The organism is Cupriavidus sp. GW823-FHT07B10, from assembly GCF_058794355.1.
This window is the reverse complement of record NZ_JBXAGS010000003.1, coordinates 127630-140161: the sequence shown is the minus strand read 5'-3', so window position 1 is coordinate 140161 and position 12532 is coordinate 127630. Positions and strand designations below refer to the sequence as shown.

Below are 12532 nucleotides of genomic sequence, written 5' to 3'. Positions count from 1 at the left end.
AATCGGTATCTGCCGTCCTAAGCTGTTGCACAGGAGCGGCTATGCGCTGTTTCTACATGCCTATTTCAAACTGGAGAGGACAATGTCAATGTTGAAGGGATTTCATCACCTGACCGCCGGCGTGAGGCACGCGCAGGAGGATGTGGACTTCTACGTCAAGCTGCTCGGGCAGAGCCTCGTGAAGAAGACCGTGCTGCTCGACGGAGAGGATCCCATCTACCATCTCTACTACGGCAACGCGAATGGCGATCCGGGAACCTTGGTGACGTCGTTCCCGTTCCGCCAGCGAGGGGTCATGGCGCGTCAAGGATCGGGCCAGGTGCGGGTCATCAACTACTCGGTCCCCACGGGTTCGCTCGAGTTCTGGCGCAGCCGCTTCGATGCCATGGACGTGCCGTATGACAGCGAGATCGTCGAGCGCTTCGGAGAGCGCCGCCAGCGCTTCCAACATCCGTGTGGCATCGAGTTCGATCTTGTCGAAACGGATCTCGACCCGCGTCCGGCTTGCGTGGCCAGCGATATTCCCGAAGTCCATGCCATCCGCGGCGTGCACAGCATCACGCTGTCGCTGCGGGATGTCGCCGAATCGATCCGCTTCATGAGCGAAGCGATCGGTTTCCGGAACGTAGGCCAGGAGGGACCTTACCACCGATTCGAGACATACACCGGCGGCCCGGGCACGGTCGTCGAGTTCCTGCATGAGCCGGACCGGCACCAAGGCTCGTCGATCTACGGCGAAGGCACCGTCCACCATGTGGCCTTCGCGGTGGACAACGTGGAACAGCAGGCGATCCTGAAGGAAAAGCTGTTTGCCCTGGGGTACATCGATACGTCCGAATCGGTGCACCGCAACTACTTCCGCTCGATGTACTTCAAGATGCCCGGCGGCGTCATGTTCGAGGCGACGACCACCGACATCGGCTTCGCGATCGATGAGGCGCCCGGCCATTTTGGCGAGGAGTTCCAGCTCCCGCCCTGGCTGGCTGATCGCAAGGACGAACTGCTGGGCCGGCTCGAGCCCATCTCTGCATGACGTTGCCGGGGATCACCATGCATAAGCCGAAAGTACTGATTGTTTTCTACTCACGGAACAGCTCCACCGAGATGCTGGCCAAGGCTGTCGCCGAGGGGGCTCTCGAGGCTGGCGCTGAAATCCGCATGCGGCGTGTGCGGGAGGTCGTCGGCCCCGACGTCATGCGGCAGGCGCCGGGCTGGCTCGAGAACGCCACGGAGATGAATGCGAAATACGAGGCGCCGACCGAAGCCGATGCCGAGTGGGCTGATGCCATCGTGTTCGGCACGCCGACGCGGTTCGGGTCGATCTCGGCCGAACTCAAGGCGTATATCGATGGGCTTGGCGGCCTCTGGTTCGCCGGAAAGCTGAACGGCAAGGTGGGCTCTGTCTTCGGCTCGACGTCCTCGCGCCACGGCGGCAATGAAGCCACGCTGCTGGCGACCTACGCGCCCATGGCTCACCTGGGCCTGATCATCGTGCCGCTGGGCTATGCCGACGCGGCGATGTTCAAGGCCGGCACCCCATACGGCGCGACTCACGTCTCGCAGCGTGACGCCGTGAAGCCCGACGACGATCACCTGGCGGTTGCCCGGTTCCAGGGCCGCAGGGTGACGACCATCGCCCGTGCCTTGCACGTCCAGCCGCAGCCCGTGGAAGCCTGATAGCAAAAATGGGCGGAGACTCGCAGTTTCCGCCCGAGGCTGCTGACAAAGTCAAAAATGCGAGTGTTGCCGCCCCTCTCCCATTGATGGGAGAGGGGCGGGGGAGACGGCGAGAGCCTCCACGGAGTGAGGCGTCATGATGCTTGCCACGCGCCGCTCCTCTCCCCCGGCCCCTCTCCCGCGCGCGGGAGAGGGGAGCAAGCCGGCGGCAGGGGCGCAATTTCCATGACCGTCTTGAGCGTGTCACTCCGCAGCCCGGCCGCTTCCCTGTCCGCGGGCGTGCGGGCACACCGCAGGCGGGTCGCCGATGAAGCCGCGCGCAGACCAGAGTTCCGGGAACGGGATCTCGTTCATGGTTGGCAGCAGCCAGGCAATGCCCTCGGTGCCGAAGTACGCCGGCCGGGCGCCGAACGTCCGGCGCGTTGCCATCAGGTGCAGGTGCTTCCACGCGGAGAATCCCTCCGCGATATCGGCCAGCGTCTCGCCGAGCTGCTGCAGTTCGCGGTGCTGGTCCGGGTCGGCGTAGACCTCGCGCCAGACGTTCTCGACCGCCTTGTCCGGTGCGTAGGGCACACTGAAATCGCGGTCGAGTACCACCGCTGGCACGGCGAAGCCCTTGCGGCTCAGGTGGGCGAGCACGTCGTCATAGAGGCTCGGCTCTGCCAGCGCCTTGCTGAGTTGTTCCCAGCGCCGGGGTTGCGGCAGGAAGTGCTGCAGGTGCTCCCCCTGCTTGATGCCGAGCAGGTAGACCATCTGCCGGTACGTCCAGCCCTGGAGGGCGGTGTCCTTGCCGTACTTCGGGCCAACGCAGGACAGGATGGCCAGCAGGTCGGCCGGCGTCATCCACGCGATGGAGCGCCATGTGGCATTGAGCGGCTCGTGGTGGGCGACGACGCGCCGCAGCGTCCGGCAGGCCCCGGCCAGGTCATCGGCACGCAATTGCGCCTGCGCGGCCTGTATTTCCTTGATGATCAGCATCCAGTACAGCTCGGACACCTGCGCCGATACGATCCAGGCGTGCTCGCCGGGATGATCGCTGACCGGTTGCTGCAGCGAGTGGAGCACGTCTGTCTGTAACCAGTCGCTGTACGGCGTGCGTCCGGCTGGCGTTTCTGCCGCAGTGGGGGATGGGGGCTTGACGGTATCGTTCACTTTGGTCTCCTCGTGGTGGTGGGGTCAGGCAATTTCTGTGGGACGGCGAATTACCACAGGCTCTCCAATAGCGCATCCAGCTTCGTGCCGGCATCCTTGCCAAGGTCACCGACTTCGGAGGGATAGTTCTGCTTGAGCAGGGCAGCCATCTCGGGAAGCCTCGCCCGATCGAAATCGAGGTCGCTGAGCCGGCTCGGCAATTCCAGTGCGTCCACGGCTGCCTCGATGCGGTCAGCGAGGAATGCGGCGGGCGTGCGGCCGCCACGGTTCGCGGAGAAAATCTCGAGCTTTCGGCCATAGGCATAGGCGCAGGCGCGGATGACGGGCGCCAGCGCGATGCACGATGTCACGCTGTGCGGTACCCCGAACGTCCCGCCGAGGATATGTCCGATGCGGTGGCTCAGGCCGTAAATGACCGAAGCAGGATAGAAGTAGCACTGCCACGCGGCGAGCTGAAGCTGCAACAGGTCGTCGGTCGACACATGGCCGCCTGCGATGGCCTCGCGCGTTTCCAGCTTGCGCGGCCACTTCTCCAGCACGGCAAGGAAGCGCTCCACGCCCCTGGCGGCCAGGATGGCGTGAGGATGGTCCACGTCGACCCGGCGCATGCCTTCCACTGCATGGTCGATTCCCTTGATGGCCGAACTCAGCAGCAGCGTACGTGGTGTGTCGACAATCATCTGGGAATCGAGCACCACCAGCCTGGGTGTCGTCTCGCGCACGGCATAGCTGCGCTTGAACTTCTGGGGGCCGTCCGTTTCCGTCACCCCGAAGTAGTGGGAAAACTCCGAACCCGACAGGGTCGTCGGAATCGCGGCAATGGGCAGGTAGCGGCCTGTCTGCTCGAAATGCTGCCAGGAGACTGCCTTGGCCGCGTCGAGTACCGAGCCGCCGCCGAGGGCGATGATCGAGCCGGCCTTGGCTTCGATGCATGCACGCAGTCCGTCGCGCACGGCAAAATCGGGCACATGCGGCGGCAGGCCGTTGAAAGTCCCCACGCCGTCGCCGATGGCAGGCTGCAGGTGCTCGCGATTCAATGCATCGAGGAATTCCACCGTGAACGTCATCGGACGGCGGATGCCGTACTTCTCCATGGAGGCAGCGACGGTTTTCAGCACGTCGTGTCCCCAGACAATCTCTTCCTGCGGCAAGCATTTCAGCTGGTTCATTCCATCTCCACCATGATCTTGTATGCGATCGGGGCTCCGATCCCGAGTAGGAAGATAGGCGAATCGGGTTCGCGCGTGCGCGCGGGATTGGGGAACGGAGCGTCCAGGAATCTGGACGCCGCACCTTTGCGGGCGGGGCGCCTGTCGTTCGTGGTTTCCGAACGAAGCTTTCAAGTATTGCCGGCTTCTCAAGGCGGGGGAGGTGTCTATGATCTTTTCCACCGTAGCGATCCCCACCACTAGAACGGAGACATGAAGATGGAGGCAATCCAGATCACAGAAGCGCTGATTCGCGGACGCCATAGCAAGCGCGGCTTCCTTGACCAGCCGGTGCCGATCGAGACTGTCAGGAACATCCTGTCAGTCGCGAAATACGCGCCGAGTTCGAGCAACACGCAGCCCTGGCGCTGCTATGTGCTGACCGGAAAGGCGCGCGAGAAGATCACGGAAGCCGCGGTCGAGGCGTATCGCGCCACGCCTGAGGGACTGGTGCCCGATTACCCGTTCTTTCCACAAGAATTGCCGGCGCCATTCTCGTCGCGCTTCAACACGTTTCGCGGCATGCTGGGCGATGCGCAGGGCGTGCACAGGAGCGATATCGCCGGGCGCCGGCGCGACGTCGAACGGCAGTTCCGGTTCTTCGATGCGCCCGTGGGGCTGATCTTCACCATGGACCGGCGCCTGGAATGGGCCAGCTTCATCTGCTATGGCTGTTTTCTCCAGAATCTCATGCTGGCCGCGCGCGCCCGGGGGCTGGACACCTGCCCGCAGCAGATCTGGTCGCTGCAATCGGCGGTGCTTCGTGAAGGCCTCGCCATTCCCGACGGGGACATGATCGTGGCCGGCATGTCACTCGGCTATGCAGACAACAACATTCCGGAGAACAACATGGAGCTCGGCAAGCTGGAACTCGACGAGTTCGTCTCGTTCGTCGACCGCTGACACGAGGAACCGTTCAGTTCGTCGCGATGTCGCTGTGTGCGATTCGGTGGCGAACCACGCACAGATGGCTGTGGCCGGGCTACAGCAATGGCGGTCCTTGGGGCGCCCAACAGTGCACTGCGCGCAACCGTTGCAGTACCATGCGATGGAAAGCACACGCCATTGGCCCGACCCAACCGCTACCAAGGCAGCCAGATGCTGGACCTCAAAGACGTTTTCTACTTCGTGCAAGTGGTCGACCGCGGTGGCTTTACGTCTGCCGGCAACAGTCTGGCGCTGCCGAAGTCCACGTTAAGTCACAGGGTCAAGGAGCTGGAGGCTTCGCTTGGCGTTCGCCTGATCAATCGGACCTCGCGCCAGTTTTCCCTGACCGACGTAGGCGCGGAGTTCTACCAGTACGCTGTCGCCTTGCTGCAGAGCGCCGACGTCGCGGAACAGGCGATGCGCCAGAGGCTCGCGGAACCCAGCGGGATCATTCGCTTGACGGTAGCGGTCGAGCTTGCGCAGTTTGCGCTGCGCCAGGTCCTGCCGACGTTCCTGAGCAGCCATCCCAAGGTCAGCATCGTGGAAATCGCCACGGACAGACTCGTCGACGTTGTCGGCGAGGGCTTCGACCTGGCGCTGCGCGGACATACCTCGGCACTGCAGGATTCCAACCTGGTCCAACGGCCCATTGTCAGGGCACCATGGTACTTGTTTGCGGGTGCCGACTACCTCGAACGGATGCCACGCCTGGAGGAACCGGAGCAACTTGCATCCCATGCCATCGTCTCGATGGTGCGCAAAGGGCCGCTGCAGTGGCAACTGCGCTGCCCCGACGACAGGCTCGTCACCATCCCGATCGATCCAAGATTCCAGAGCAACAGCATGATGTCCCTGAAAGAGGCAGCCTGCGCCAACGTTGGCGTGGCAGCCCTGCCCGGGTATATCTGCCGGCCCGAGCTGCAGGCCGGCGTGCTGCGGCAAGTACTGCCGGGCTGGATCGCCGCGGATGCGCGCATCTCCGCGCTCATCCCCTATCGGACCGGACTGCTTCCCGCGGTGCGGTCGCTGGTCGATTTCCTCGCCGTAGAGCTGCCCAAGGTCACCGCGTTCGACGGCCGCTGACCCGGCACTACCTCCTCTATCTCCAATGCCACGCGGGCCACGCCCGGTGTGTCCCGCCGGGCGTTCCATATTCATGGACGCTGCGTTCGGCGCCAGCCGGCTTCCAAGGCCGAGCCGATCAACTATCGTTTCCAACCAGGGATAAGCCAACCACGTCACCCTGGAGTGGAATACATGAATCAGCTGAACTGCCTGCCACAAGACACGATCTTCTCTGGCCACGACATACTTCCGACGGCTGTCGCGTCGCTCGGCCAGCACGGCATCCGGCGCCCATCCCGAACGACGGCCCCGCATTCCATGGGCTTGCGCAACGCGCTGGATGCCCTTGCCACGCGGCAGATCACCGCGACGGCATTGACGGAGCAGGCACTCGAACGCGCGGAAGCCAGCAAGCGGCTGCTCAATGCATTCTCGGCGATCGATTGGGACCGTGCCCTGAAGGCGGCCGCGGAAAGCGATCGCCGCTATGGCGAACGCCGGCCGCGGCCACTGGAAGGACTGCCGATTGCGGTCAAGGATCTGATCGACACCAAGGGCATGGAGACCCGCTACGGTTCCGCAGCCTATCTCGGTCATGTGCCATCCGCCGATGCGGACATCGTGAAAACTCTGGTGGAGCGCGGCGCGATCATCATCGGCAAGACCACGACCCACGAATTCGCGTGGGGCGTGACCACCGCCAGCGCCAGGTTTGGCGATACGCTGAATCCGCTGGACCATGCGCGCATACCCGGGGGATCCAGTGGTGGCGCCGCGGCGGCGATTGCGCACGGTGCCATCATGGCGGGCGTGGGCACGGATACCGGCGGCTCGGTCCGGATTCCCGCCGCGCTGTGCGGCGTCGTCGGATACAAGCCCACGCTCGGCACGCTATCCACGCGCGGCGTGTTCCCCCTGGCGCCCACTTGCGACCACGTTGGCCTGCTCGGCGAGCAGGTCGATGACGTGCTGTTGCTTGCCGATGCCATTGATATCAAGGTTCCCGAGAGCGATGCGTGGCTGTCGGCACGGCTGGGCGTCATTCGTGACATCGCACCTGTTCCACTCAGTCCGGAAATTGCGGTGGCATTCGATGGCGCGATGAAGCGGCTGGCGCACGTCTTTTCCTGTGTGAACATCAGCACGTCCGGCCTGTTCGATGCGGTATTCGGTGCCTTCGCGAGCATCGTCCTGATCGAAGGCGGCATCGAGCATTTCCGCCGCAACGACTGGGACCGCATCTCGACGCACTACAACCCGGAAACCGTCGACCAGCTGAAACGCGCCGAAACCATGGACCTGCGCGCCTACGCGGCGGCCCAGCAGGCCAGGCGAGATTTCACGGCAAGGCTGCACGAGGTGATGTCGACGGTTGACTATCTCGTGCTGCCGACATGCCCGTGCACCGCACCGCATCTCGATGCTGGCTCGGTCAGCATCGGCGCCTGGACCGGCACAGTCCGGGAGGCGCTGATGACCTATACGGCACCGTTCAATGTCGCGGGATTTCCTGCCATTTCGATTCCCCTGGCGACCGGCGAGCGCAGCCTTCCCGCTGCCTTGCAGATTGTCGCGAAGCCCGGCGACGACGGTGCGCTGCTGCAGATTGCACAGCAGATGGAGCTGATGCTGCGAGCGGACACCGCCCAAAAGAGTTGGTAGACGTCAACCCCACAACCAGGAGACAACGATGAACGATAGCGCCAAACCTGAGTGTCAGGAAACCAGCAATGAGCCATGAAACATTGATGAGTATGGCGGCCGGTGCCCGTGCCGCCATCGCGGACCCCGCGCGAATCTCTCTCGTGGGTAGTGACGCCAACCCGCGCTTTGAACTGTTCCACGCGGCCAGTTCGCTCTGCTCGCAGAAAGTGCGCACGGTACTGTTCGAGAAGCAGTTGCCATACCGCTCGAACAATATGATGATCCTCGGTTCGATGGGTCCGGATGGCGTGGTTCCAGCCGAGCACTACCATCCACCCTACGTCCGACTGCGCTTGCTTGCAGGCCGGGAAGTGGGGCGGGAACTTGTCAGCGGCTATAGCGGGCGCACTTCGGTAGAGACCGAGGGCTTTGATCCCTGCGCGGTCCCGTTGCTTGTGGACTACAAGGCTGGCCGTGTCATTGCCGACTCCAGACGGATCTGCTGCTATCTCGATGCGGTGTCGCGCGATCCAATTCAACTCGTGCCGGAAGATGCCGATGCGCGTGCCCGGGTGATGCATCAGGTGAGCATCGTCGATCAGATCCCGAATGGCGCCTTGCTCTACGGCTTTCATCCCGATGCCGACCTGCGGCCTGAAGCGCTCAAGACGGCCATGGAAACGGTCTACGACTACAAGATCAAGGCGCTCGAAGCCATGATTGACGCCAATGCCGACGATGCCGAGCTCGTTGCAGCCTATCGCGCGAAGATCGCGAAGGAGCAGGGCGGCAAATCGGTTCGCCACAATGCGGCATTTCAGCGCGCCGCGCGCCAGCACGTCGCGGGCCTCTTGACGGACCTCGACCATGCGCTTGGTTCGTCGTCACCGTACCTCAGGGGGGAGTCATTCTCGCTCGGCGATGTGCTGTGGGGTGTCAACCTGGTCCGGATGGCTTATCTGGGTCTTGCGTCGATGTGGGAAAACCTGCCCAACGTCTGGCGATATGTGGATACGCTGGCCAGGCGTCCGTCCCTGTGCACGGAAGCGGTCCAGGCCACGGTCGACTCCATGCCTCCTTCGCGCTATTTGCATGTCATTGCGGGCTGCGGGGAAGCGGGGCCAGGGTAATCCACCATCCCGACGGCACGGTCAATACCGGTGCCTGTAGCAAGAGGGGGAGTGGGCGGAGACTCTGACCTCCGCCCATTTGCTTTCTCAGGCTGCCACGGGCCGGATCCCGGCGGATGCGGCGCCCTGGGGGTATGATCGGAGGTCAAGATCACCCCGAAATCCGATCCGTTGCCACCGCCGGCAATGATCCGCATTCCCATGCATCGGCGTTGCGGCATTGACCGGATACGTCTGCCAGGCTATGACGAAGTCACCGGCTCAGGACCCATCCAATGCAGCGCCCCTGCATGAGCAGATCTACGCACGGATTCGTGCCTCGATTCTGCAAGGGCAACTGAAACCCGGGCAGCGGGTGCCATCCTTGCGTGCGTTTGCGGGCGAACTCGGAGTAGCCCGCGGGACCGTCCAGGTTGCCTATGACCGGCTCCTGGGCGAAGGTTACCTGACCGCCAAAGGCCCCGCGGGGACGTTCGTTTCCGAGCAAATTGCGCCATCCCGCCCCGACCGCGTCGTCGCAGCGGCTGGTTCCGGCCCCACGCCACCGGACCAGGAACTTGCCGAGTTTTCGACCGACGCGGAAGGGGGCGTCCCTGCGCCGTTGCAGCTGGGGCTGCCCGCGCTGGATGAGTTCCCTCGAAAACTATGGACGAGGTTGATGGCGCGGCAAATACGCAGGGCTGGCTCGCTGACCAGGCCGGCGCCAGCCGGATTTGGTCCGCTGCGCGAAGCGCTGGCCACTTACTTGCATCGCTCGCGAGGCATCGACGCCCAGCCGCACCAGGTGTTCGTCGTGCCGGCCTATACGGCCAGCCTTGCGTTGATTGTGGATGCGCTCAGCCTGGCGGGTGAAAGCACCTGGGTTGAAGATCCCGGCTACCCTCCGACAGCCCAGTCACTCAGGCGCCTGAACCTGCAGGTCAGGCATGTGCCAGTGGATGCACATGGCCTCGACGTCGCATTTGGGCGTCAGCATTTTCCGGATGCGCGCCTGGCCGTCGTGACGCCATCGCACCAGAGCCCGACTGGCGTGGCACTGACACTGCAACGCCGCGTCGAACTGCTCGACTGGGCCGGTGAGCGGGGCGCATGGATCATCGAGGACGACTACGACGGCGAGTATCGTTACCGCGGCCACCCGTTGCCGGCCTTGAAGAGCCTGGACACAGGCGGACGGGTGATCTACTGCGGCACGCTTAGCAAGGTGCTGTACCCGGGGCTACGGCTCGCTTACGTGGTCGTGCCACAAAGTCTGGTGCCGACTATGGATCTGGCCTGCAGGCGCACGGTGCATGGCGGCTGCCCCGAACTCTTGCAAGCCGTGGCGGCGGAGTTCATTGAGCAGGGGCACTTCGCCCGGCATATCAAACGCATGCGCACGCTTTACGCGCGACGACGCGCAATGCTGGCCGAGGCGCTGGCTCCGTACGCAACGGACGGCCTCACTGTTTGCCTGCACGATGGCGGCATGCACCTTCTGGTCGACGTCAGGGACGATCTTGACGACCTGGCCATGGCCCGTCGTGCGCGCGAGGCAGGATTCGCCGTTCATTCGCTGACCGCCTGGCGGCATGGTGCGCCAGGGCGGCGCGGCTTGATGATCGGTTTTACCAATCTGCGTAGCCAGACTGAAGCCGATCGACTGGTTGCCGAACTGATGCGCGCGCTGAAAGCATAGACGATCGTCATATGCGCACTCGCGCCGATCGATCACCTGATCGACGCGCTACCAACCACAGGTCATGCCTCCCCATGTCGATGGCCCAGTCGATAACGATAAACATGTGTCTGTCGACTGTGTTATCGCACAACTACATTGAATCCCGGACAAACCAGCACGCATCGGCACCATGACCAGGGACCCGATGCGCAGACCTGTTCAAGGCAACGCGCGCACGCGCCAATAAGGGAGTATCAACATGTCTTCAGATCGCAGCCTCGACCAAGGCCTGTCGCGACGTGACCTGCTGCTGGGCAGCGCGGCCGCAGCCGGCGCGCTGGCGGCTTCCGGCTTGCCCGGACCGGCGGCGGCAGCAACGTCGGCAGGAAAGGGGAACGCCGCAAGGGCAGGCGGCAAGGCTTCAGGCAGCTATATCACGGCAAAGGACGGTACCCAGCTCTATTTCAAGGACTGGGGCGCCGGTCGCCCCGTTGTATTCAGTCATGGCTGGCCACTGAGCTCGGACAGTTGGGAATCCCAGATGGTGCTCGTTGCGTCGGAAGGGCATCGCGCCGTTGCACATGACCGTCGTGGCCACGGCCGTTCAAGCCAGCCATGGAATGGCAATGAGATGAACACTTATGCCGACGATCTGGCCGCAGTGTTCGAAGCCCTTGACCTGCGGGATGCCATCCTGGTTGGCTTCTCCACAGGTGGAGGCGAGGTGGCCCGGTATATCGGCCGGCATGGGACGCGACGCGTTTCAAAGGTGGTGCTGGTTTCAGCGGTGCCGCCTTTGATGGTGAAGACCGCCGCCAATCCGCGCGGATTGCCAATTGAAGTGTTCGACGGCCTGCGTGCCGCACAACTTGCCAATCGGTCGCAGTTCTACAAGGACGTGCCGGCGGGGCCGTTCTATGGCTTCAACCGTCCCGGTTCCAAGCCGTCGCAGGGGTTGATCGACGCATGGTGGGCGCAGGGCATGCAGGGTGGGCACAAGAATACTTACGACTCGATCAAGGCGTTCTCCGAGACCGATTTCACCGAGGATCTCAGGAAGATCGATGTGCCGACCCTGATCATCCACGGCGACGACGATCAGATCGTGCCGATCGACGCCGCTGGACGCGCATCGGCAAAGCTCGTCAGGAACTCGAAGCTGATCGTCTACCCCGGTGCGCCGCATGGGCTCACCGACACCCACAAGGACAGGTTCAACGCCGACCTGCTGGCATTCATCCGTAGTTAAACGACGCCGCACCTGCCGGGCCCCACGAAGGCGCCGGCAGACTGGCTCATCCCAAGAGGTACTTCCCATGTGCAACCACCACGGCCCCTATGCAGATCCCGTTGACCCGGCTCTGCCGAAGTCCAGCATTACGCTGGACCTGTCACGCACCGCGCTTGTCGTGATTGACCCGCAGATCGACTTCATGAGCCCCGAAGGCCGCAGCTGGGGCGTGGTCGGAGAAAGCGTGACGGAGCAGAACCTGGTGCCCAACCTGGTCCGTCTGTTCGAGGCCGCAAAACAGGCGGGCATCACGGTCGCCATCTCTCCCCACTATTACTTTCCCCATGATCACACATGGAAAGTGCAGGGCCCCGCCGAAATGTTCCAGCATGCCATCGGCATGTTCGACCGTCCGGGCGCGCTGAACCTGGATGGATTCCGCGGCTCGGGCGCGGACTTCATGCCGGAGCTCAAGCCGTATATCGAGGATGGCAAGACCATCATCTGCTCCACGCACAAGCTGTACGGCCCGCAGGCCAACGACCTTGTCCTGCAGTTGCGCAAGCAGCGCGTCGACCAGGTGATTCTTGCGGGCATGGCCGCCAATCTGTGCGTCGAATCCCATTTGCGTGATCTGCTGGAGCAGGGTTTCGAAGTTGCTATCGTGCGTGACGCCGTGGCAGGGCCAAAGCTACCCGAAGGGGACGGGTATCACGCGGCACTGGTCAACTTCCGCTTCATCGCAAACGCGCTGTGGGATACCAGCGAAACCGTGCAGCGGTTGGCAGGAAAGGTTGGAGCACCCGCGTAGCGCCTGTCGTGCGCCAGTGCGACAGCG

Annotated in this window: 11 protein-coding genes; 9 read left to right on the top strand and 2 right to left on the bottom strand. The window is 63.4% G+C overall.

All coding sequences use genetic code 11. The annotated features are described in order from the left end of the window. Window positions 1-82: 82 nt before the first annotated feature. Window positions 83-1033, top strand: a complete 951-nt coding sequence (locus AC1Q6V_RS08425) for a ring-cleaving dioxygenase (RefSeq protein ID WP_454751364.1) — start codon at window positions 83-85, stop codon at window positions 1031-1033. A gap of 17 nt (window positions 1034-1050) precedes the next feature. After that, window positions 1051-1677, top strand: coding sequence for an NAD(P)H:quinone oxidoreductase (gene wrbA, locus AC1Q6V_RS08420; RefSeq protein WP_037025737.1), 627 nt, complete (start codon window positions 1051-1053; stop codon window positions 1675-1677). 243 nt (window positions 1678-1920) lie between these two features. Here the strand turns inward: wrbA and AC1Q6V_RS08415 are convergent, their stop codons facing one another. Together AC1Q6V_RS08415 and AC1Q6V_RS08410 are read right to left on the bottom strand one after the other, a co-directional pair. Continuing rightward, window positions 1921-2829 carry a tryptophan 2,3-dioxygenase gene (locus AC1Q6V_RS08415; protein WP_454751363.1) on the bottom strand — a complete coding sequence of 303 codons (909 nt, stop codon included), beginning with the start codon at window positions 2827-2829 and terminating at the stop codon, window positions 1921-1923. A gap of 50 nt (window positions 2830-2879) precedes the next feature. Then, window positions 2880-3998, bottom strand: a complete 1119-nt coding sequence (locus AC1Q6V_RS08410; protein WP_010812690.1) for an iron-containing alcohol dehydrogenase — start codon at window positions 3996-3998, stop codon at window positions 2880-2882. A 258-nt stretch (window positions 3999-4256) separates the two neighbouring features. Between AC1Q6V_RS08410 and AC1Q6V_RS08405 the strand changes: the two genes are divergently transcribed. The 7 genes from AC1Q6V_RS08405 (at window position 4257) to AC1Q6V_RS08375 (ending at window position 12505) form a co-directional block, all read left to right on the top strand. Next, complete coding sequence (locus AC1Q6V_RS08405; RefSeq protein WP_010812689.1) at window positions 4257-4940, top strand: nitroreductase; 684 nt, start codon at window positions 4257-4259, stop codon at window positions 4938-4940. Between the two features lie 195 nt (window positions 4941-5135). Then, the gene (locus AC1Q6V_RS08400; protein ID WP_454751382.1) at window positions 5136-6047 is read left to right on the top strand and encodes a LysR substrate-binding domain-containing protein; all 912 of its coding nucleotides are present in this window, start codon (window positions 5136-5138) and stop codon (window positions 6045-6047) included. Window positions 6048-6221: 174 nt separating this feature from the next. Then, window positions 6222-7691 (top strand): amidase, encoded by a 1470-nt coding sequence (locus tag AC1Q6V_RS08395; RefSeq protein ID WP_454751362.1) that lies wholly within the window; start codon window positions 6222-6224, stop codon window positions 7689-7691. Window positions 7692-7759: 68 nt separating this feature from the next. Further along, window positions 7760-8803 (top strand): glutathione S-transferase family protein, encoded by a 1044-nt coding sequence (locus tag AC1Q6V_RS08390; RefSeq protein WP_454751361.1) that lies wholly within the window; start codon window positions 7760-7762, stop codon window positions 8801-8803. A 244-nt stretch (window positions 8804-9047) separates the two neighbouring features. After that, complete coding sequence (gene pdxR / locus AC1Q6V_RS08385; protein WP_454751360.1) at window positions 9048-10481, top strand: MocR-like pyridoxine biosynthesis transcription factor PdxR; 1434 nt, start codon at window positions 9048-9050, stop codon at window positions 10479-10481. 241 nt (window positions 10482-10722) lie between these two features. Further along, complete coding sequence (locus tag AC1Q6V_RS08380) at window positions 10723-11712, top strand: alpha/beta fold hydrolase (RefSeq protein ID WP_454751359.1); 990 nt, start codon at window positions 10723-10725, stop codon at window positions 11710-11712. A 67-nt stretch (window positions 11713-11779) separates the two neighbouring features. Continuing rightward, window positions 11780-12505, top strand: a complete 726-nt coding sequence (locus AC1Q6V_RS08375) for a cysteine hydrolase family protein (protein ID WP_439669615.1) — start codon at window positions 11780-11782, stop codon at window positions 12503-12505. Window positions 12506-12532 lie beyond the last annotated feature (27 nt).